This window comes from Embleya sp. NPDC025285, from assembly GCF_055558835.1.
The window spans coordinates 1-21,207 of record NZ_JBVHLU010000060.1; the positions used below are offsets into that span (position 1 = coordinate 1).

General features: G+C 70.9%; 18 protein-coding genes and 3 CRISPR repeat arrays. Of the genes, 6 read left to right on the forward strand and 12 right to left on the reverse strand.

The features are described from left to right. Positions 1 to 164: 164 nt before the first annotated feature. The 3 genes from ACZ4FV_RS32420 to ACZ4FV_RS32430 form a co-directional block, all read right to left on the reverse strand. Complete coding sequence (locus ACZ4FV_RS32420) at positions 165 to 1,205, reverse strand: hypothetical protein (RefSeq protein ID WP_465323919.1); 1,041 nt, start codon at positions 1,203 to 1,205, stop codon at positions 165 to 167. A gap of 336 nt (positions 1,206 to 1,541) precedes the next feature. Further along, positions 1,542 to 3,375: a CRISPR direct-repeat array (repeat unit 28 nt; unit sequence GTCGGCCCCGCGAACGCGGGGATGCTCC). A gap of 386 nt (positions 3,376 to 3,761) precedes the next feature. After that, the gene (locus ACZ4FV_RS32425) at positions 3,762 to 4,052 is read right to left on the reverse strand and encodes a hypothetical protein (RefSeq protein ID WP_465323920.1); all 291 of its coding nucleotides are present in this window, start codon (positions 4,050 to 4,052) and stop codon (positions 3,762 to 3,764) included. A 293-nt stretch (positions 4,053 to 4,345) separates the two neighbouring features. Continuing rightward, complete coding sequence (locus ACZ4FV_RS32430; RefSeq protein WP_465323921.1) at positions 4,346 to 4,522, reverse strand: hypothetical protein; 177 nt, start codon at positions 4,520 to 4,522, stop codon at positions 4,346 to 4,348. Between the two features lie 181 nt (positions 4,523 to 4,703). Between ACZ4FV_RS32430 and ACZ4FV_RS32435 the strand changes: the two genes are divergently transcribed. The 4 genes from ACZ4FV_RS32435 to ACZ4FV_RS32450 all read left to right on the forward strand — a co-directional run bounded on the left by ACZ4FV_RS32435 (position 4,704) and on the right by ACZ4FV_RS32450 (position 7,126). After that, a complete protein-coding gene (locus ACZ4FV_RS32435) occupies positions 4,704 to 6,050 on the forward strand; it encodes a helix-turn-helix domain-containing protein (protein ID WP_465323922.1) in 1,347 nt (448 codons plus the stop codon). Between the two features lie 16 nt (positions 6,051 to 6,066). Beyond that, a complete protein-coding gene (locus ACZ4FV_RS32440) occupies positions 6,067 to 6,378 on the forward strand; it encodes a 4a-hydroxytetrahydrobiopterin dehydratase (protein WP_465323923.1) in 312 nt (103 codons plus the stop codon). A 156-nt stretch (positions 6,379 to 6,534) separates the two neighbouring features. Then, on the forward strand, positions 6,535 to 6,777 hold the full coding sequence (locus ACZ4FV_RS32445; RefSeq protein ID WP_465323924.1) for a hypothetical protein: 243 nt from the start codon (positions 6,535 to 6,537) through the stop codon (positions 6,775 to 6,777). Between the two features lie 82 nt (positions 6,778 to 6,859). Further along, positions 6,860 to 7,126 carry a DUF6247 family protein gene (locus ACZ4FV_RS32450; RefSeq protein WP_465323925.1) on the forward strand — a complete coding sequence of 89 codons (267 nt, stop codon included), beginning with the start codon at positions 6,860 to 6,862 and terminating at the stop codon, positions 7,124 to 7,126. 58 nt (positions 7,127 to 7,184) lie between these two features. Here the strand turns inward: ACZ4FV_RS32450 and ACZ4FV_RS32455 are convergent, their stop codons facing one another. Continuing rightward, entirely contained in the window at positions 7,185 to 7,469 is a 285-nt protein-coding gene (locus ACZ4FV_RS32455) for a hypothetical protein (protein ID WP_465323926.1), read from the reverse strand. Positions 7,470 to 7,553: 84 nt separating this feature from the next. Continuing rightward, a complete protein-coding gene (locus ACZ4FV_RS32460; RefSeq protein WP_465323927.1) occupies positions 7,554 to 7,961 on the reverse strand; it encodes a hypothetical protein in 408 nt (135 codons plus the stop codon). Positions 7,962 to 8,333: 372 nt separating this feature from the next. Continuing rightward, positions 8,334 to 10,010: a CRISPR direct-repeat array (repeat unit 29 nt; unit sequence GTCGGCCCCGCGTCCGCGGGGATGGTCCC). 197 nt (positions 10,011 to 10,207) lie between these two features. Here ACZ4FV_RS32460 and ACZ4FV_RS32465 point away from each other — a divergent pair. Both ACZ4FV_RS32465 and ACZ4FV_RS32470 read left to right on the forward strand, forming a co-directional pair. Then, positions 10,208 to 11,083: a DNA-processing protein DprA gene (locus ACZ4FV_RS32465; RefSeq protein WP_465323928.1), complete on the forward strand. Its 876-nt coding sequence runs from the start codon at positions 10,208 to 10,210 to the stop codon at positions 11,081 to 11,083. A 14-nt stretch (positions 11,084 to 11,097) separates the two neighbouring features. Next, positions 11,098 to 11,847, forward strand: coding sequence for a hypothetical protein (locus ACZ4FV_RS32470; protein WP_465323929.1), 750 nt, complete (start codon positions 11,098 to 11,100; stop codon positions 11,845 to 11,847). A 558-nt stretch (positions 11,848 to 12,405) separates the two neighbouring features. Then, a CRISPR array of direct repeats spans positions 12,406 to 14,803; the repeat unit is 29 nt; unit sequence GGAGCGATCCCCGCGAGCGCGGGGCCAAC. A gap of 79 nt (positions 14,804 to 14,882) precedes the next feature. Here the strand turns inward: ACZ4FV_RS32470 and cas2e are convergent. The 7 genes from cas2e to casA are packed head-to-tail and all read right to left on the reverse strand — an operon-like array spanning position 14,883 to position 21,186. Further along, on the reverse strand, positions 14,883 to 15,161 hold the full coding sequence (cas2e, locus tag ACZ4FV_RS32475) for a type I-E CRISPR-associated endoribonuclease Cas2e (RefSeq protein ID WP_380014033.1): 279 nt from the start codon (positions 15,159 to 15,161) through the stop codon (positions 14,883 to 14,885). Next, the gene (gene cas1e / locus ACZ4FV_RS32480) at positions 15,158 to 16,180 is read right to left on the reverse strand and encodes a type I-E CRISPR-associated endonuclease Cas1e (protein WP_465323930.1); all 1,023 of its coding nucleotides are present in this window, start codon (positions 16,178 to 16,180) and stop codon (positions 15,158 to 15,160) included. Before cas1e ends, cas2e begins: the two co-directional genes overlap by 4 nt. A gap of 3 nt (positions 16,181 to 16,183) precedes the next feature. Beyond that, the gene (gene cas6e / locus ACZ4FV_RS32485) at positions 16,184 to 16,942 is read right to left on the reverse strand and encodes a type I-E CRISPR-associated protein Cas6/Cse3/CasE (protein ID WP_465323931.1); all 759 of its coding nucleotides are present in this window, start codon (positions 16,940 to 16,942) and stop codon (positions 16,184 to 16,186) included. Between the two features lie 3 nt (positions 16,943 to 16,945). After that, positions 16,946 to 17,686: a type I-E CRISPR-associated protein Cas5/CasD gene (cas5e, locus tag ACZ4FV_RS32490; protein WP_402239519.1), complete on the reverse strand. Its 741-nt coding sequence runs from the start codon at positions 17,684 to 17,686 to the stop codon at positions 16,946 to 16,948. A gap of 41 nt (positions 17,687 to 17,727) precedes the next feature. After that, positions 17,728 to 18,858 carry a type I-E CRISPR-associated protein Cas7/Cse4/CasC gene (cas7e, locus tag ACZ4FV_RS32495; RefSeq protein WP_465323932.1) on the reverse strand — a complete coding sequence of 377 codons (1,131 nt, stop codon included), beginning with the start codon at positions 18,856 to 18,858 and terminating at the stop codon, positions 17,728 to 17,730. A gap of 47 nt (positions 18,859 to 18,905) precedes the next feature. After that, complete coding sequence (gene casB, locus ACZ4FV_RS32500) at positions 18,906 to 19,505, reverse strand: type I-E CRISPR-associated protein Cse2/CasB (RefSeq protein WP_465323933.1); 600 nt, start codon at positions 19,503 to 19,505, stop codon at positions 18,906 to 18,908. Next, positions 19,492 to 21,186, reverse strand: coding sequence for a type I-E CRISPR-associated protein Cse1/CasA (gene casA, locus ACZ4FV_RS32505; protein ID WP_465323934.1), 1,695 nt, complete (start codon positions 21,184 to 21,186; stop codon positions 19,492 to 19,494). Before casA ends, casB begins: the two co-directional genes overlap by 14 nt. Between the last annotated feature and the right edge of the window lie 21 nt (positions 21,187 to 21,207).

Here is a 21,207-nt window from a genome sequence, read left to right on the forward strand (position 1 = left end):
TGAACTGCTGTGTATATCTTGGCGGCACGTGCTTTCTCTTTCCGGTTACCTGCAACCCTACGCGGGTCGCTGTCCGGAAGATCAAGGGCACCTCACCGTCGAAAAGCCGGGCATATCTGCGGCCCGTCGCCTCCGAGGCGGAACCCGACCGCTCGGACGTCGCGTTACGGCTTGGGCCATCCGGGCTTGAGCCTGGCCGGGTCGACGTCGGGGTGGGTGTCGAAACCGAACCACGCGCGGTGGAAGCGGAGGTGGTCCCGGTCGATGGGGTGTGCCCTGGACACGTGGAGGTCGCGTTCCCGAACGCCGGTCGAGCCCGAACGCACGACCAGGTCGTCGTCGATGTAGATGCCGCCCGCGTCGTATTCGGTGTGGCAGTACGCGCAGAGGCAGCCGATGTTGGTCTCGTGGTCGGGGCCGTCGTGTTCGAGGGCCCGGAAGTGTGCGCCCTCGCTGGTGTGACCGGTCGCGGTGCGCATGGAGCGCTGGCAGATCTGGCAGGTGTGTTTGTAGTGGTCGCGTACGCGTTCGGACCGGGCGGTGTTGCGGACGGTGCGCTGGCCGGTCTGTGTGGTGCGCCGTGTGGGACCCGCGGGTACCGGTCCGGAGCCCAACTGGGCGGGGATGTCGGGTCCCGGCCGCGTTCGACCGGTGGGAATCACGCTCAGGTGCGGGGGAAGCAGGTGGGCGATCGAGCGGTATTCCTGGTGGGTCCGGCGGACGAGGCTGCGAAGGAAGTCCTGCCTGACGAGCGGCTGGAGGATCCCCGCCGCGGGGACGTCGTCGAGGAGTTCGATCTCGTCCAGGGCCATGATGTGCTGCCACGTCTGCCCGTTGGTCTGTCCCCAGACGGACCGGGCGAGGGGAGCGTTGTCGAGGCAGTGGACGATCAGCGCGCGGGCGATGATCTTCTTTTCGGCGTAGACGAGGAGATGGTCGCCCGCCTTGCGTTGGGCGATGGCCTGTGTCTTCTGGTGTCCGGGGACGTTGCACGGCGTGGCTCCCCACAGGTAGGCGACCCCGCCCGGATAGAGCCCCTTCAATACGCCCGCGTCGGGTCCGAGATGCGCGGCGTGGTGCGCGAGGAGGACACCGCGCACGATCGAGTTCTCGAAGTTCGCGGGGCCGCGGACGTCCGCGTTGCCTCGGGGCGTCATGACCAGGTCGGGGCCGGTGGTGGGCGACGCGAGTACGGGCGTGGTCACGTCAGACCTTTCGGGGATGCAGAGAATCCCGGCCGATGTCGGCGGCCGGGCCGTGAACTTCGGTGCCATTGCGCACCGTTGCATCCATATCAGCCGAGACCGACAAACGATCACGTGGGGGTGGTGTGGAGATGTACGTCAACTCCCAGCACTGGCCGAGTCGGCCCGGCCCCCGCGAACGCGAGACCACGTCTCGGGCTCGCCGCTCGGCCGGCCCTTCCGGGTGAACTACCGTGGGGCCGAAAAAGATCCGCTCCGTGACAGCCGACAACAGGTGGCAAGATGCAACTGAACAAAATCGGTGTTACCCACTGGTAGAACCCCAGGTCATCCAGGGTCGGCCCCGCGAACGCGGGGATGCTCCCACCAGTTCGCGGTTGCGTGCGTTGATGGCGGCGTCGGCCCCGCGAACGCGGGGATGCTCCCGGACGGGGTCGGCGCCACCTCACCGGTGGGGCGTCGGCCCCGCGAACGCGGGGATGCTCCCTCGAAGCGGCCCAGAAGGCGTTGCACGCCCGCGTCGGCCCCGCGAACGCGGGGATGTTCCTCCGGCGGTCCCGCACGGTCAGCCGCACGCGGTGTCGGCCCCGCGAACGCGGGGATGCTCCCCGATTCTGGGTACCCGCCACCGACCGCGACCGGTCGGCCCCGCGAACGCGGGGATGCTCCCTCGACGAGGCCGTGAACGCCGCGCTGGTCGGCGTCGGCCCCGCGAACGCGGGGATGCTCCCGCCTCGATCACCCGATCCCGGTTGGTCGTGCTGTCGGCCCCGCGAACGCGGGGATGCTCCGGCGGAGGGGAGGACGAAGCCCATGTCCGAACCGTCGGCCCCGCGAACGCGGGGATGCTCCCATGCTCGCGACCCTCGCGCGGCGTCGGGAGGAGTCGGCCCCGCGAACGCGGGGATGCTCCGGGCTCGCCGCCGCCTTCGACTTCCCCCTGGGCGTCGGCCCCGCGAACGCGGGGATGCTCCCACAGGTCGCCCGATGGCGGCCGGGAGAGGACAGTCGGCCCCGCGAACGCGGGGATGCTCCCGAGGGATGGAAGTGCGCCCCGGACGGCAGCCGGTCGGCCCCGCGAACGCGGGGATGCTCCCGTCTCGCCGATCGACTCGATCGGCGGACCCGGGTCGGCCCCGCGAACGCGGGGATGCTCCGCCGATGACCGCGACCGAGCTGCGCAAGTCGGCGTCGGCCCCGCGAACGCGGGGATGCTCCCCCGACCGGGTCCTTCTACCACTCCCTCGACAGGTCGGCCCCGCGAACGCGGGGATGCTCCCCACTTGCCCTTGTACGCGCCCAGGGTGGCCGCGTCGGCCCCGCGAACGCGGGGATGCTCCCCACTTGCCCTTGTACGCGCCCAGGGTGGCCGCGTCGGCCCCGCGAACGCGGGGATGCTCCGCCGCCGCGCGTGTCGCCCCGCCGCGAGAGGATGTCGGCCCCGCGAACGCGGGGATGCTCCCGCGGGCTTCTTCGCCTTGCGCGTGGCCTTGGGGTCGGCCCCGCGAACGCGGGGATGCTCCCAGGTCCCAGATGATCTCCAGCAGAGACCGCGTGTCGGCCCCGCGAACGCGGGGATGCTCCGCCGATCTCCGACCTCCCCAAACTCTCCTCCGAGTCGGCCCCGCGAACGCGGGGATGCTCCCCGCGCGCGGCCACGGGCCGGCGCCGGAGAGTTTGGTCGGCCCCGCGAACGCGGGGATGCTCCGGGAGACGCCCATGCCCGCCAAGCTCACGATCGGTCGGCCCCGCGAACGCGGGGATGCTCCCATGCTGGAGGAGGACTTCGGCAGGACGTCGATGTCGGCCCCGCGAACGCGGGGATGCTCCCCCTGGCGCTGGCCAAGCGCGGAGCCCAGGAGTTGTCGGCCCCGCGAACGCGGGGATGAGCCCGCCTCGACCATCACCGCTTGGCCCTTGACCCCGTCGGCCCCGCGAACGGACGCCTTGCACCATGCTGCGTCGGCCCCGCGACCGCGGGGATGAGCCCCCGTACCACTCCGTGACCTTGTTCCTGTTGGAGTTGGCCCCGCGGCCGCGGGACCGGATTGGCTGTCGGCCTCGCGAACACGGAGATGGACCTCGCAGGACGCGTTGTCCGCGTGGACGAAGTCAGCTGGCGCGCGCGACATCGTCCTCGAAGTCGGCCCCGCGAACGCGGGATTCCCCCCGAGCGACGTCAGGTTCTCGCACCGCCTCGAGTCGGCCCGCGAGCGCTGGGGATGGTCCCGTCAGCAACCTGGGCTCGACCGACCTGCGGACGTCGGCCCCGCCGAACACGGGGATGCTCCTCCAATCCCGTGCCGACTCGGGCGAGTGCCCGGGTCGACCCCGCGAACGCGGGAATGCTCCCCGTACATCAGCGTCTATTTGGAGTGTCCGAGCGTCGGTGCGAGGGCACATACGGCCGCGGCGGGGAGGCGGGCCTGCTGGGCATGGCCATCGGCTCGGTCCTCCTGGTTGTCAGGGTCATCAGGTAAACGCGGGACGGACAGCCAGCAGCCGTCGATGACCTGCTGCTGCCAGCGGACCGGTGGGAAGTAGGACTGGGGTCGGTCACCGGAGCGTGTGACCCTCGCGGTAGGCCGCAGGCAGCCAGTCCGGCACGGGCATCGCCCTGTATCTGGCGGCCATGGCTTCGTCGTTCCGCTTGACCTCCGCGCGCAGGATGTCGGTGCGCTCGTTCTGGTCCGCGTGCGCCAGGACCGCCTGAATGAGTGCGGGGACCGAGCCGTGGGGGACTGCGAGCGCCTCGGACTCGTACGACCCGTCGGGCAACTCGTAGTGCGCGATGAGCAGGTCGGGGTCGTAGGTGTACTCGCGCAGCGTCCAGTCGCGCTCGGGCATGGCCTCGTCTCCGTGGTGCGGGCGGTGAGTGGTGATGCCTCGCCCGGCCGGACAGCTCTGGCGGCCGGGCGAGGTATGGGGGCCCGGCGGCGATACCAGCGCCACCGGGCCAGGTCGCCCGTCGAACGAAAGGGCGGGCGACGCGACCGGCCCCGCTACCGCACCGGTGGCGGCGGGACCGGAGTCGAGGGCCCGGCGGTCTACCAAGCCGCCGGGCCGGGCCGTCTGCCGGGCGAAGAGCAAACAGCCGGGGGTGCCGCCGCGGATCGATCGCGGGCGGCGTCGGGCGGGGCTCAGCCGCCCGAGTTCGAGATCCGGCCGATCCCCGTCGGCGGCGCCGTACGCATCAGGCACATCCGGGCCTCGTGGACCAAGACGGTCAACTCGGCGCGCGACACGTCCAGATCGGGGCGACCGGGCAGCGAGACGCGGTGCGGACGCTGCGAGTCACCCGAATCGGTGACGCTCACCTGGACGACGATGTCGCTCCGCGGCACGGGGACCGCCTCCATTCCGTCGTGCGCCCCCGACACAGGTCATCGAGGGTGTGTACTGGGGAAAGCTTGTGACCATTCAGCGGGCCATACCCCCTCGACGTCCACGGTCTGATCCGGACGCCGAGCCTGTCCGCTTCACGAGGACGAGGCCGCCATGCCGTACCCCCTCCGCCCCCTCGACGGCTCCCGATCCCCGCGGCACCACCTCGGTGCCGAACTGCGTCACTGGCGCAAGCGCGCACGGCTCACACAGAGCCACCTCGGAGAATTGGTGCACGTCAGCGGCGATCTGATCGGGAAGATCGAGAAGGCCGAGCGGCGGTGCGACGAGGACCTCGCCGCACGTCTCGACACCATCCTCGACACCGGCGGCGTCCTCGTCAGAGCGTGGCGCCTCGCCGACGAAGCGGACAGACAAGCCGCTGAAGCGGACAATGAGGCGCCGGCGGTGCTCTCCTCCTTGACGCTGGAGCAGCTATCCATCGCCGCCCCAGACAGGACCAACGTGCTCCGCAGGAACTTCGTCGCCGGCGCCATCACCGGGACCGCGTCCGCTCTCACGCCGCCGCCCTCCCCGGCACGTGCGCCCGCATCCCGCCAGCCGGTCGACCCAGCGCTCGTGCTCTACTTCCGCGAGCAACTCCAGGGCCACTACCGGGCGGACATGCTCCTCGGCCCGCACCAGCTCGTCGCCACCGTCACCGCACAGCACCAACTCATCTGCGACCTGTCGTCGGCCGCCGCGGGCAAGCTGCGGCGCGACCTCCTGCGAGTCGGCGCCGCCTACGCCGCCCTCCTCGGCTGGCTCCACCAGGACGCCGGCGACCACGCCTCCTCGATCCGGTGGCGCGACATCACCCTCGACATGGCCCACCGCTCCCGCGACCACCAGCTCGTCGGCTACGCCCTCGCGAACAAGGCCAGCCTGTGCGTGGATATAGGGGACGGGTCCGGCGCCGTCGACCTCGCCGACGCGGCCCTCGCCGACCCGCGAGCCCTCGCCCCCAAGGTGCGCGTCATCGCCTCCGTCCACGGCGCCCACGGCCGCTCCCTCGCGGGCGACCGCGCCGGCGTCGACGCCCTCCTCGGCGAAGCCCAGCAGCTCGTCGAACGCATCGACGACGACCTGCCCTGGGGCGACGCCTGCCGCCGCACCCCCGGATACATCGACGTCCAACGCGCCACCTGCTACGGGCGGATCCAGAACCCCGACGCCATCCGCGAAGCCGACCGCGTCTGGACGCGAGTCCTCGCCGCAATGCCCGACACGCAACGCCGCGACGTCGCCGTCTTCCAGGCCCGGCACGCCGCCGTCGCCGCCGCGGCCGGCGAACCGGAACGGGCTCTTTACCTCGCCGGGCGGGCGACCCTGGTCGGCACCAGCACCGGATCCGCGCGCACCCGCGCCGAGTTGGCGATGCTCCGCGACAGGATGCAGCCCTGGGCCGACCACGCATACGGGCGCGACCTCGCCGAGTTGCTGGCTACGATCGGCCTCTGACGACATGGGGGTGGACATGGCACTCACGCCACTGACCGACGACCAGATCACCAGTGCTCTCGCCGAGTTGCCCGGCTGGCGGCGGGTCGGGGACGCGATCGAGCGGACGTACGCGCAGGCGTACCACGAGACCCTGCACCTGGCGATGTACGTCGGCGCGAAGGCTCGGGAAATCAGGCACCACCCCGACATCCACATCACGTGGCAGCGGATCCGGTTCTCGATCACCACGCACGACGCCGACAACAAGCTGACCGACCGGGACTTCGTCCTCGCGCGATGGATCGACTCCATCGCCGAAGGCCACGGAGCGGCGCCGGTCAACTGACCAGTCGTAGCATCGACGCACCCCTGCGGCTGCCGGGCCCGGCCGGAACCGGGCAACCGGATCCCCATCGGGGTGGTGGTAGCGGCCCCCAGAGCCGCCGGGCGCACCCGGCAGTTCGGGCACACCCGCCCCCGCGGGCATGCCACCCTGAAGCCCATGGACGACACCAGAATCGAAACCATCACGCTCGACCCCGCAGCCGCCGCACGCGTCCACTACACCGACCGCCGCGTCCGCGCCCTCGCCCAAGCCCGCTGGCGACTCCCCACCGGCGGCACCCGCGAAGACTGGCTGTGGCTCGGCAAAGACAACCCCGACACGCTCATCCAGCAGGCCCGCGACTGGGTTCGCGCCGCCGTCGCGGCGGGCATCCTCCCGCCGCCCGACACCGACGCGTAGCCGCAGAGCGCACACTGGGTCGCGTACCCCACGCGAGTGCGCCAGCTTCCGGTCACCGCGGCAGCGATGCCACGCTGGGCACATGGACGAGCAGACCACCGACCCCCGCCGGCCCCAGCACACCATCGGCTTCGGTGGCCCCGAACACGCCACCCCCGCCGAGCTGCGCGCCGAACTCCCCGACGACCTGCGCATGGAGTTCGAAGAGGAATACCAGGCCGCCCTCAACGAGGCCAACGCCAACGGCAACCTCCAGGCGCTCGCAGACATGCTGCCCCTGTGGCAAGGCGAACTCGCCCGGCGCCGCGTCGGCCCCGCGCAGGCGGGGATGTGCTTGGCACAGGGATGAGGTTGAGTCGGTGAGGTCTTCGCTTCGCCCGTGCGGCTCGTCGATGCCGTGAGCGTGATCAGAGTCCGCGAAGTGCGTTCCAGAGGTCGGCGTATGCGCTCCAGCACCCGACGGTGCCGTCGTCGTTGAGGGTGCCCATGTACCAGTCGTCATCGTCGATGGCCTTCACGACGCAAAGGCTGTGGAAACCCAGAACGATTTCCGGCTGCAGGACCTCGTCCGGCGCCGGCCAGCCCAAGTACGTCACGACGCGCCGCGGATCCAGGACGACGGCCTCCCGATCACCGGATACCTCACGCAGCCGCTGAAGAGTCCAGCCGTCGGGGAGCACCGTTCGCGTCATGCCACCGATTCTGTCGAACCGCATCGACCAAGCGCACACGCCCCCATGCCCGTGACGGAGTGCCGGGCTGGGTTCGCACGCCGGTCAGTCCCCTGCAAGGGTCGCGGTTCCGGCCGTCCGGTCCGACCACTCGCGCACGCTGACGGCTTGATCCATGCGGCGGGCGATGTCCGATTTCGCTGCGGTGTCCAAGGTCTCCGGGATCTCGTCGAAGGTGTCGGGAAGGACGTCGAGCAGGCCCAGGATCCGTTCGCCGGTGCCGACGGTCAGCAGGAGTCGGCATCGCCACTGGGGCGACACTTCGGGCCGATGGCCGAGCTCGTGCACGAGCAGGGGGAAGAGGTAGTGCGTCGCCCCCGCGGCGAGGTGTTCCCGGAGCCGGGCGACTTCGAGCCTTTGGCTGAAGCCGCAGGCCGCGGCGTCCTGTTGCAGAGCCAGGAGTTGGTCGGTGTCGACGGCGCGCACCGTTCGGGGAAGGGCTGCTGGGGTCATGCCGAGATGATGCCGACCCGGAACTGCCCGCCAACGATCAGGCCGGCGGTGCTGCCGCGATCCACGAGGAGCACGAGTCGCGGAAGCGTCCGGCGAGGATGTCGGCCCCGCGCAGGCGCGGAGGCGCCCTCGAGTTGGGTGCCGTCGCTCACCGTCGTCGGTTCGCCCGTGGCCCGTCCGGCCGCCGGCCGCGGCGCAGCCGGGACTCGGTCGTCGTTTTCACGGAGTCCGCGGAAGTGCGATGAGGAGCCTGTCGGGTGAACTACCGTGCGGTTGAAGTGTGGTCGGCTTCGCGACAGGCCAGCAGCAGGTGGCAAGATGCAACTAAATGAAAACGGCGTTACCCACCGGTAGAACCCCAGGTCATCCAGTGTCGGCCCCGCGTCCGCGGGGATGGTCCGGCGCTGCGGGACGGCCTTGACGCCACCCCCAGGTCGGCCCCGCGTCCGCGGGGATGGTCCCCCCGGGCCTCTCCGACACCAACCCGTCCGGCAGTCGGCCCCGCGTCCGCGGGGATGGTCCCGGCGCCAAGGTTCGCGCGGTGCCGACCCCGGCGTCGGCCCCGCGTCCGCGGGGATGGTCCCGTCCGCCCGGTGGTGCCGGGCACCAGCGCCGAGTCGGCCCCGCGTCCGCGGGGATGGTCCCAGGTGCGCGAAGCGGCAGCGAAGGCGCGCAAGGTCGGCCCCGCGTCCGCGGGGATGGTCCCCGGTTCCTGCTGGTCATCATCGACGAGGGCGCGTCGGCCCCGCGTCCGCGGGGATGGTCCCTCCCTGACGGCGTCGAGGACACCGCAGTGGACGTCGGCCCCGCGTCCGCGGGGATGGTCCCTCCAGGAAACCCGCCTGGAGTTGACACCGGACGTCGGCCCCGCGTCCGCGGGGATGGTCCCCCGCGGGCGTGCTGCGATCCGAACGACTGCGGGTCGGCCCCGCGTCCGCGGGGATGGTCCCTCGATGTTCGCCCGCGCCAAGGTCACCCCGCAGTCGGCCCCGCGTCCGCGGGGATGGTCCTCCGCCGGATCCGGCTGGATCCCCGCCCGGCTCGTCGGCCCCGCGTCCGCGGGGATGGTCCCGTCACGTAGTGCTCCGGTCCTGATAGATGCCACGTCGGCCCCGCGTCCGCGGGGATGGTCCGGCGTCGTGGCCGTGTACGCGAGGGGATGTCGTGTCGGCCCCGCGTCCGCGGGGATGGTCCAGCATGACGACCAGCACCGTCGCCGCCGGCACCGTCGGCCCCGCGTCCGCGGGGATGGTCCTGGATCAAGGTGTGGCGGTTTGCGCAGGTCGGGGTCGGCCCCGCGTCCGCGGGGATGGTCCCGTCTCGACGTTCTCCCGAAGGGGCAGGCGACGGTCGGCCCCGCGTCCGCGGGGATGGTCCCTTTTTTCGGGACTTTAGCGGCCGATATCGAGTGTCGGCCCCGCGTCCGCGGGGATGGTCCCAGGCCACCGAAGCCGCCAGCCAGGCGTACCACGTCGGCCCCGCGTCCGCGGGGATGGTCCCTCGACCGTGCCGTACCAGGTGCGTGTGTCTGTGTCGGCCCCGCGTCCGCGGGGATGGTCCCTCGCCCCGGCCGTCAGCCGGGACTACAGCGAGGTCGGCCCCGCGTCCGCGGGGATGGTCCCCCGTAGAGAAACTTTGAACGCGCGGCCGCGGGGTCGGCCCCGCGTCCGCGGGGATGGTCCTAGGGGATCGCAAACATGCAGGTCAACCCGGAAGTCGGCCCCGCGTCCGCGGGGATGGTCCCGGGCATCACCTGGCTGGGCGGTTTCAGCGTCGGTCGGCCCCGCGTCCGCGGGGATGGTCCCTGTCGGCCCCCGGCCGTGGCCGTGGACAGGCGGTCGGCCCCGCGTCCGCGGGGATGGTCCCACCGCCACCGCGGGCGCCCTCACCCTGGGCACGTCGGCCCCGCGTCCGCGGGGATGGTCCCCCGGGGTGTTCGCCTACGGCGGCCGCCGTGCCGTCGGCCCCGCGAGCGCGGGGATGGTCCTTTCTCGCGATGCAGCTCGACATGCCGCTGTACGTCGGCCCCGCGAACGCGGGGATGCTTCACTGCGGTATCGCATGAGCGAATCCAGCCGGAGATCGACATATACAGGGCCAGCACCGACGACGAAGTTACCCAGAGCGTTGCAATCCCTGGTCGGGTGGACGCCGGCCACCACGCAGGTCGCGAGACGCTGCGCGGCGTTATCGGATCGAAAAGTTGTTCGACAAATTCCAGGGGTGTCGGTTCCTATACTTGTGCCATGGATCAAGAGCTGGAGCGTGCCGCTCTCGTAGCCCTTCTGCGGCAGGCGGACCGCTCCTGGTCCGAGATCACCGACCAGGTCGAAACCCTCGGCAGCGCGCGAGAGGTCCTGGAGAGGCCGGAAAGCCAGGGCGCCCTGTTTGCCGTGGAGCCCGTCGTGGACCTGGAATCGATCGTCGCCGAGATCGCCGCGTGGGAACGCGACGGCATGCGGCTGGTAACCATCCTGGACGAGGAATACCCCCTGTACCTCCGACTGGTCCACCAGCGCCCTCCCTTCCTCTTCCTGCGCGGCGCGAGCATCGAAGACGATCTTCGGGTCGCCGTCGTCGGCACTCGAACGCCGACCCCGAACGGGGTCGACCACGCCGGCGCCATCGCCGGCGGGCTCGCGGAACGGGGCGTCACCGTCGTCTCCGGCCTGGCCGCCGGCATCGACACCGCGGCCCACCACGCCGCGCTCGCGGCCGGTGGCCGCACCATCGCCGTCATCGGAACCGGACTGCGCCGCTGCTACCCGGCCCAGAACGCTCGCCTGCAGCAGGAGATCGCCGACCGCGGACTGGTCATCTCCCAGTTCTGGCCGGACGCACCACCCTCGAAGACCTCCTTCCCGATGCGGAACGCCGTCATGAGCGGCTACAGCCTCGCAACGGTGGTGATCGAGGCCGCCTACCGCAGTGGCGCCCGCATGCAGGCCCGCCTCGCCCTGGAGCACGGGCGCCGGGTCTTCCTCATGCGATCGTTGATGACACACGCCTGGGCACGCGACTACGCGGCCCGGCCGAACACCACCGTGATCGACGGACCCGAGGACGTCTTCCGACGGATCGACTCCCTCGTCCCAACCACCGGCGAACTGACCTGGGCATAGGCGGGCGGACACACGTGGCAACCGTCGCCGAACTGTCCGCGCGCTACGCCAACTTCCTTGTGCACCCCCTGGTGCCCGGGCCCGCCGTCTGCCGGGTCTGCAAGGGCCCGGCGAAGGCCGAGTACTCGACCTGCTGGCCGTGCCACGAGGCACGCGGAATCCTCGCGGCAGGCGTGGCCGACGCCGTGATCCCCGTCAGCCTGGCCCTCAAACGCGAGCAGTACGCCAACGAACTCTGGCGATACAAGAACACCGTGGGACCCCAGCAGGAGTACTTCAGGACGGGCCTGGCGGCTGTCCTGTGGCGCTTCCTCGAACGTCACGAGCGCTGCATCGCCGAACACTGCTCGGTCCCCGGTCTGACAACGGTCACCGTCGTGCCCAGTACCAGCGGCCGCGTCGACCATCCCTTACGGACGATCGTCGCGGGCATGGTGGGCGTCACCCGAGACCGTTACCGCGACCTTCTCACCGCGACGCCCAACGCGGCCCAACTCGGCCGTACCGCATCCTCATCGCGGTACACCTCCTCGCCTGTCCGAGGCGAGAACGTGCTCCTGATCGACGACACCTGGACCACCGGCCATCACGCCCAGTCCGCGGCATCCGCACTCAAGGCCGCAGGCGCGAACAGCGTGGCCATTGTCGTTCTCGGACGCCATCTCAACATCGACTACGGAGATACAGCCACGCATGTGAAGCAGGCACGACTGCGTCGGTTCTCCTGGGAGACGTGTGTACTCTGCAACCAGAGCACTGTATGAAGTGCCAGGGGGACAGACCCATGCGAAAGTCCCGTCGGGACCAGGGTGGTCGGCCGCGTGTGAGCGGGGATTGCTCCGGCGCGCAGCTTCGCACCACGGGTGGCCCCGCGAACGCGGGAATTGCGCTGCCTCGACCGTAAGAATCCGCCCCGAATCGCCTGAGAGCACGGCGGGGAGTCCCTCCCGATGGGACAACGTCCGGGAATATGGCCAGTCCGGCGCAGCGGCGGGCCTGCAGTTCGATCCGACCTACATCCAAGACGGAGGCTGCCCCCAATCGTGCGTCGGTCGGTCCGGAACGGTCCCCACTCGGCGAGCCCCGATGCGGCCGTCGGGTGAACTACCGTGGTGTCGCAGCAGATCCGCCTCGCCGGAGCCGACGCATAGGTGGGCCATTGAAGGCGCTGTTACCCGCTCGTAGATGCCCAGGTCATCCGGGGTCGGCCCCGCAAACGTGGGGCTGTTCCGACTCTGACCCTGACGTGCCAGATGTGCGGGTCGTCGGCCCCGCGAGCGGGGGGCCAACGCGGCCGAGGACGCGATGGTCACGCGCGAGATGGAGCGATCCCCGCGAGCGCGGGGCCAACGCAGGCGCGACACCAGCACGAATGGTGGTGCAGGAGCGATCCCCGCGAGCGCGGGGCCAACTGCTGGCTCGGCGGGCGCTCGCCCCGCTCGATCGAGCGATCCCCGCGAGCGCGGGGCCAACGCCGTACTGGACAGGCCGCGCCCGGAACGGGTGGAGCGATCCCCGCGAGCGCGGGGCCAACCATACGGCCACCGGGTCACCCGCCCATGGTGAGGAGCGATCCCCGCGAGCGCGGGGCCAACGGTCGACGGCAACGGCCGCGGCGTCGGGGCCCGGAGCGATCCCCGCGAGCGCGGGGCCAACCACGGCGGCCAACCCGGCCGGGGGAGCGATCCCCGCGAGCGCGGGGCCAACACGACGGGCGCGGGCGAGCACGAGCGGGCGGTGGAGCGATCCCCGCGAGCGCGGGGCCAACAGCGCAGTGGGTCGGTTCTGGGCGAACCCCGTAGAGCGATCCCCGCGAGCGCGGGGCCAACCGATCATCAGACGCGGGGTCCGTTCTCATGGGAGAGCGATCCCCGCGAGCGCGGGGCCAACCGTGCATCGTCCTGGGCGTATCGGGTACCGAACGAGCGATCCCCGCGAGCGCGGGGCCAACCCGCGCGAGGAACTCGACGCGATCTGTGAGCGGGAGCGATCCCCGCGAGCGCGGGGCCAACTCCCCGGACGTGTGTCGCATGTCGGGCGGGTCGGAGCGATCCCCGCGAGCGCGGGGCCAACCCTGGAGAGCCGCTCCTCCGCAGGGAGTTCGTGGAGCGATCCCCGCGAGCGAGGGGCCAACTGTGACGCACTTTTGGCCGCCGTCCGACGTGCGGAGCGATCCCCGCGAGCGCGGGGCCAACGGGTCCACCGGGAAATGCCCGGTCACGAGGCCGGAGCGATCCCCGCGAGCGCGGGGCCAACTCGAGGTGGACCTGTCGGATCTGCGGTCGCGGAGAGCGATCCCCGCGAGCGCGGGGCCAACTTGAAGTAGCGGCGCACGGTCGAGTGACCGAGCGAGCGATCCCCGCGAGCGCGGGGCCAACAAGCTCGACCGCTCCTGGGGCATCCCGCTGCTGGAGCGATCCCCGCGAGCGCGGGGCCAACTTGCATATGCGATCGGGGGTCTTGATCCCGGAGGAGCGATCCCCGCGAGCGCGGGGCCAACGTGCCCCGTCAACCCCGGCCGCTTTTGCCGGGGGAGCGATCCCCGCGAGCGCGGGGCCAACCCCCTATCTGATAGAGCAGTTCGCCCGAACCAAGAGCGATCCCCGCGAGCGCGGGGCCAACCGGATGACCGACCCGAAGCGGCTCGCGGTCTACGAGCGATCCCCGCGAGCGCGGGGCCAACACGTGGACCCGAAGGAAGCATGGTCGAAGGGTGGAGCGATCCCCGCGAGCGCGGGGCCAACCACGAGCGAGCCAGCAAGGGAATTCGAAAACGGGAGCGATCCCCGCGAGCGCGGGGCCAACGACGGGGCCGCGTGCTGGTACTGCGCTACCGCGGAGCGATCCCCGCGAGCGCGGGGCCAACAGAACCGGCTCTCGGCTAGACCCCGAGAGTCGGGAGCGATCCCCGCGAGCGCGGGGCCAACCGCCCGCGCCAAGTTCAGCCACACCGTGGCGCGGAGCGATCCCCGCGAGCGCGGGGCCAACCTCCTGCCCGAGACCCACACGTCGCCGTGCCTGGAGCGATCCCCGCGAGCGCGGGGCCAACCCCGATTCGGGCGATGACGTCGACGTCGTGCGGGAGCGATCCCCGCGAGCGCGGGGCCAACGAGTCGGAGCGGACGGTGGGCGCGCGGCGGGAGGAGCGATCCCCGCGAGCGCGGGGCCAACGTGGTCAGCGCTCGACGCGGCCGCGGGGCGTGAGAGCGATCCCCGCGAGCGCGGGGCCAACCCTAAGCAGATCGGTGTCGGCCTCAGCATCGCGGAGCGATCCCCGCGAGCGCGGGGCCAACGGTGTCCCCTCCGGCCACAGGGACGACCAGCAGGAGCGATCCCCGCGAGCGCGGGGCCAACCTGCGGGAGGCGCGGACCAACTTCCCGACGTCGGAGCGATCCCCGCGAGCGCGGGGCCAACAACTACAGCCAGCCGTCCCCGTGGCGTCGACGGGAGCGATCCCCGCGAGCGCGGGGCCAACAGCGTGCTCGAGGAGAGTCGGGGCCACGGTCGAGAGCGATCCCCGCGAGCGCGGGGCCAACAACAGGTAGGCCACGCGCACCCCGCCCCGGCGAGAGCGATCCCCGCGAGCGCGGGGCCAACCGCGCAGGCCGCGCACATCGAGGAACTCGGCGGGAGCGATCCCCGCGAGCGCGGGGCCAACCCGAAAGGCACACACCTCATGAAGGACTCGCGGGAGCGATCCCCGCGAGCGCGGGGCCAACACTGCCTGACCTGGGCTTCTACCGGCTGGTAACACGGATTTCATTTAGTTGCATCATGCCACCACGCCTGTCGATGTCTTCACTTTCCGGGACGTGCCGACAGGATCAGTCCGTCGAAGTCCGTCGGTCGCCAGCGATCGCGTCCGGCCGTGCGAACGGCCCAGCCCTGTTCGTTGTTCGCCGGTTCGGCCATCACGGCCTGTCCGTCCCGGATGCGCTCGGTCAGGAGTTGCCAGAGGCGGTCGCGTACTCGTCGGCTGGGGGTGCCGACGAAGACGCCGGCGTTGACTTCGACCATCCAGCGGGTGAGGTGGCCGCGCAGGCCTTCCGGGGCGGCGATGAGCACGATGACCGTCACTGTCTCCCGCCTTCGGTGGGTTCGTCGAGGTCGGGGCCCAGGATGGCGATGTGGTCCTCTCCCATCGACGCCTCGCGGACGAGGTCCGGCGCGTCGTCCCCGCCGTAGTCGACGCCGCCCGCGACGGTGCCCGTTTGGTCGTCCCAGAGTTCGTTGGTCTCGACGTCCGGGATTTCGACTCCTTCGGGGGACAGCAGTGACTTGACGTCGTCCACGATTCGTCCCAACAGCTTGTCGCGTACGATCAGTTCGCGTAGGCCGACGCGGGCGTCGCGTTCGTCCACGAGTCCCTTCGCGGCCAGGTCGAAGGCCAACGGCACGGAATATTCGGCCTTGTAGAGGTCCGCGACGTCCTGGACGAACGACGTTGCCGTCCCGGTGTGGACGAAGCCCAGGCCCGGGCTCGCGCCCAGGCCCACGATGACGGCGTGGCTGATGCCGTACAGTGCGGCGTTCGCCGCGGAGTACAGTCGGTTGACGTCGTCGCCGGCGGCGAAGGCGTCGCCCGCGCGGTATTCGCGGCGTTTCCACGGCACTCCGGTGCGTTCCGATTCGGCCTTGTAGACGTCGCGCATTCGTCTGCCTTCGCGTCCGCGCAGCACCTGCATTGTCGTCTTGGACACGTCCTCGCCGGGGAATCGCATGCCGTACATCGCGCGGGCGACGGCGAGTCGTTCCTTGGGTCGGGTCACCAGCCATGCCTGCCGGTGCAACAGTCCGGCGCCGCGTGCGGGGCCGATGCCGGTGGCGTACAGCCGTACGCCTCGTTCCCCGACCCAGCACACCGCCGTGCCGGAGTCGGCGAGGACCGCGATCGCCTGGTGGGTGACGCGGGTTCCGGGTCCGAGCAGCATGACGGCGATCATTGCGGCGGGGACGCGTACGGTCTCGCGTTTGTTGATGATGACGACGGCGTTGTCGTCGCGGTCGACGTGGCTGCGTTCGACGTAGACGCTGGAGACGCGATCGACCAGGCGGTGCAGGTCGTGGGGGTGGGCCTTCCACCAGATGTCGGGCACGGTTCAGGACTCCTCCGGCAACGCGGCGAGGGTCATCAGGCCGCAGCCGTAGGCCTTTCCCGGGCCGATGCCCCCGACCAGTCTTTCCGCGAACAGGGCGGCGTCGGTCACGCGGAGCCGTCCCTCGAAGGTGGCCGTGGTCAGGACCACGGGAGGTTTGCCGCGGCCGTCCTTGCCGAACGAGTGGCGTTGTCGTGCGGTGATCCGGGCTTCACGTGCGGCCGCGCCGCTTTCGGGGGCGTCGAGGCCTGGTGCCGCGGGGTCCGTTCGTGCTTGAGGGACCGTGAATCCCCAGCGTTCGCAGCGCTTGAGGAACCAGGCCATCTGGTCGGCGGCGGTGCGGTGGCCGATGCGGAAGGATCGTGTGTGGGTCTCGGACTTGCGTTTGTCCTGGATGGTCGAGGGTGCCTGGGGTGTGCTCGTGTTCTGTACGGGGTTCGCGGTGAGTCGGAAGGCGAACTCGCGTCCGATCGCGATCCGTGCGAGGAGTGGTGTGTAGTCGCGTACGGCGGCGTGTTCGCCGTCGGCGTCGGGCCATCCTGCGCGTTCGACGATGTGGGTCCAGTCGGGCTTGGATTCGGTGAGGACGAACAGCATCGGCCGTCGTGGGTTGTCGGTGTCCAGTCGCCACAGGACGCGTTCCTCGGTGGGCCGGTCGGCGACGCCGCCCATGACGGCGCCGTGCATCGCTCGGGGATTGGCGAGGAGGGTGCGGCTCTCGCCGCGCAGCGGGTTGAGGCGGACGCGGGACAGGTAGGGCATGGGTCACCAGTCCAGGAGTGCGAAGGGGTCGTGACCGGTGGCGCCGGTGCCTTGGTCCGGGTTGTGGAATCCGGAGGGTACGGTCAGCCAGTCGTGGCGGATGCGCCGGCTCGTGAAGGCGCGTCGCAGTGGGTCGAACGACACGGGCTGGTCGTGTGCGACGTCGTCGCCGTCGGTGTCGTCGAAGGTCGCCGACAGTTGCACGGTGGCGGGTCGGCCCTTGCCCGTGTGGCGTCTGCGGGCGTGGTCGCCGATCTGCCAGACCTCGGCGGTCAGCGCCGCCTCCAGGCCCGTTTCGCGCAGGCCCAGGTTCACGGGCTGGGTGGGTACGCACGATCGGCGGCCGAGCGCGAGCGGGAAGGCCGGGTTGGAGATCGCCGTGGAGAGGGTCGTGATCAGGTCGGTCGGTCCTTCGACGCCCGCGACGAAGACGGCGTCCTGGAGGTAGAAGCGCTGTGTGATGTGGGTGTGTTTGGCGGGCGACGTCGGCTTCTGGATGCCCTTGGCGGACACTCCCGCCTGCGGCAGGGGTTGCCCGCGGTAGTCGCTGACCGTGTGGTAGTCGCGCATCAGCGACCCGGCCTGGTCGACGCGTACGCCCAGTCGCAGCCCGGCCAGGTCCTCGATGTCCTCCTCGCGGCGGCGCCCGGCGGCGGCCGCGAGCAGTCCGACGATCCCGGATTTGGTGGGTTCGGGGCGGGTCTCGCGTCGGTTGAACGCGCTGCGGTCGCCCCAGGACTGCATCGGCCCGGCGAGGCGCAGCAGCAGCACCCGGCGGTCGGTGGTCACGCGTTCTTCCTCGCCTCGAGCCGGCCCGTCAGGTCGGTGAGCAGTGCGGGGAACGGCCTCTGGTCGCCGAAGACCTCCGCGAGTTGCATGCCGGCGGGGGATTTGGTGTCGAAGGTGTGGCAGACGTCGATGTGTTGCGGGCCGCCCCAGGCCTGGGTGACGCGGGCGTACTCCCCGGCGAGGCGGATGGCGGAGTCGGCGGCGATGCCGTCGGTGCCGGGGACGGGTTCCTCGAAGGCGGAGACGAGGTTGACGGGTTGGTCGCTGCGGATGGCGACGGCGACGAGGCTGGGCAGGGTGCGGTGGGCGAAGGTGTTCTGGTGTCCGGAGGGGACGGCGCGGGCGAAGTCCTGGACGAAGAGCCGGACGGCTTGGATGGCGGCGTCGGGGTCGCCGAGGTTGGCTTCGAGTTGGTGGAGTCCGATCGTGGCGTAGCGGTAGAGGGTGGCGGAGTTGAAGCCGATGGTGCCGATCATGCCGGCGCCGGTTTCCTCGGCGGTGTTCCGGTCGTCGACGGCGGTGTAGTAGTCGAATTCGAGTTCGACGGCGTGGGTGGACAGGGCGTGGGCGACTTGGGTGGCGGCGTCGACGTTGAGGGAGGGGATGTCGGCGACCATGCGGCCGAAGAGGGCGACGTCCATGGGGTGTCCGGTGCGGAGGCGGTCGGCGACGGGCAGGTTCTTCACGGCCTCGACCAGGGCCGTGTCGTCGAGCGCGACGAGGTCTTTGGCGTCGTCGGCGACCAGGTCGACGATGTCCTCGACCTGGCGGTGGCCGTAGAACAGCAGGTAGGCGGTGTCGCCGGCCTTCTTGCCGGGTTTGACGCCCAGTGGGGTGAGCAGTGCGGTCGCGAGTCGCTGTGCCTGTTCGGCGTCGAGGCCGGTGCGGCCGAGGCGGGTGGCGAGTTCCGCGGCGATGCGCTTGGTGCGGGTGCCCTGCTCGCCTTGGGGCTGGTGGGAGGCGAACTCCATGCGGGTGGCGCGTTTCCATGCCTGGGAGGAGACGCGGGCGCGGCGGACGCCGCCGAAGTAGGCCTCCTTGGGGTTGCCCTGGTCGTCGCGGTTGAGGTTGGCGGGTGGGACGGTCTGCAGGATGTGGATGTCGACGTACGTGCGGGCGAGGGTCATCGGTTTCTCCGGGGTTCGTGGGATCGGGTGAATGTGGGGCGCGTGTGTCACGGCTTGGGTTCGGCGTCCGGTTTCCAGCCGTGGTAGTCGCGGCCCCAGCGCCTGCGGACTCGGCGGCGTCCGTCGGGCTGTTCGAACTCGCGCAGGTCTTCGAGCAACGCGTTGTAGTCGAGTGGTTGGGCGACGGTGCGCAGTTGGGTGATCAGGCCGCGCAGGTGGATGTGGAGCGCTTCGGGTCGGGTGGCGGTGGCGGCGGCGTCCACGCGCCTGTCGACGGCTTGTTCGCTGAACTTTCCCGAGGCGCGCAGGGCGCGCAGGGCCTGGGCGGGGCGTACGCCGGCCTTGTGCATGGGTGTCGACTGCGACTGCTGGTGGAGGCCGTACAGGGCCAACGCGGCGTGTTCGGCCCGTTGTTCGGCGGACATGCGGTCCTGGCGGGCGAGGCGTTCGTCGACTTCGGAGACGCAGAACGTCCATACCGCCCATGCCTCGCCGGGGGCGCGTCCCAGGCCGGTGCGCATCGCCGCGAGGTCGGCGCCGGGTGGCGGGCCGACGTATCCGGTGGCGTGGTCGATGCGCCAGCGGCCGTCGACGCCGATGCGGGTGTCCCAGTACCGCTCGCCCTGTTGGATGTCAGGCGTTGTCATCCTCGTCCTCTTGTGGTTTTGCGGCGTTGCGCCGTGCGGCCTCGGCTGCCTCGACGGCCCGGGTGAGGGTGCGTCGGAGCTGGAATCGGAAGTTGTCGTCGGCGGTGGCCAGGCGATAGGTGCGTTCGCGGCCGTTGTCGTCGACGGTGCGCCCGCCGAACACTCCCGGCGCGGCGGCGGTGACGACCTGGTCGGCGATGTCGTTCGCGTGCCGCCAGGCGAGTTGTTCCCATGCGAGCAGGCCGCGTTCGACCCGGTCGGCGTCTTCGCCGGCTTTGCGCAGGCCCGCGAGCAGTCGACGCATCAGCGGGTCGAGGGCGTGCAGCAGGAGTTCGCCGGGTCGTTGGCCCTTGTCCCAGGGGATCGGGTCGGCGCCCGCCGCGCGGCGCAGGTCGGCAGAGAGGTGGTTGATCGCGCGGGCGAGTTCCTCGGCCTGTTCGGCGGCTTCGAGTAGGGCTTCGCGGGCGGGGCTGTCGGCGGCGAGTGCGGTCAGCGGCAGTGGGATGGCGTCGAAGAGGACGTCGTCGACCACGGCCGACTGGGTCCCATACGACATCCCGGTCATCTCCAGTTGGATGGGGTAGTCGTGGGGGAGCGCGTCGCCCAGGTCGCGGAGTTGGTCGACCAGCGCGCTCGTCTCGAAGCCGGCCGAGGTCTTGCCCGCTCCGGTGGACATCCGCGCGTCCGCTTCCAGGAGCGCGTCCAGGCCGCGCCAGGCCGCCCTTCCCGGCTGGTGGCGACGCGGGCGGCGCAAGGGTCCCTGGGTGGTCTTCTTGCTTGTCGGGGGGATCGACCAGGCGGTGTGCGGTTCGAAGTCCGGGGTCTCCTTGAGGCGGTCGCCCGCGGTGATGATCACGCGGGTGACCCGGATCGTCCCGTCGTTGGTCTCCTGGGGAACGAGTCGGATCCGGCGTGACTGCCAGGTCCACAGGTCGAGGAGGCCGTGGGCTCCTCGGGGTTTCCACGTGTGTCCGGCCGGGGGCTGCTCCCATTGGGGTTTGTCGCCGGGGATGGCGCCCGTGCGGTACGGCGTGTTCAGGAGGAGGGTCTCGTACAGGTTGCGGCCGGTCGGCACCACCACGCCGAGTTGTCCGAGGGGGCCGGTCGGGTTGCCGGTCGTCTTGCCTGCTTTCGCCTGGGGGTCGTCGGCGGCGCCGGTCTTGATCGCGGCGGTGTCCCAGCAGTGGGTGTGCAGCAGCCAGTGGGCGGCCTCGGCGGGTGTGAGCGGCAGCGGGTCGCCCTCGGTCCGCGACGCGAACAGCGGCACGTTGTTGCCGGTGGCGGCGGTCGCGACGAGCAGCGCGGATCCCTTGGTCTCGTCCTTGGTGGTGCGCAGTCCCGCGACCTGGGCGAACGGGTGTCTGGGGTGGAAGAGGTCGAACCGGTCGTGATGGGTGTCGAAGTAGGTGTTCAGCCGCTTCTTCTCGTCCTTGTCGAAGGCGCCGGCGCGGAAGCGCTCGAGCCATCCGGAGCGGCCGCGGGGTGGATCGAGTGCCGATCTGACGATCGGCAGGAAGAACTGGCGCAGGAGTGCCGGTGCCTGGGTCGGCAGTTCGACGACGATGCCTTCGAAGTCGGCGGCATTGATCACGGCGTGGCGCCCGGAGTGGAGTTCGGGCGGCCCTCCACCCTTCGGGGCGAGGGTCAGCCACGGGTCGTCCACCAGGCTGAATGTGGGCATGCTGAATAGCCCCCAACTGTC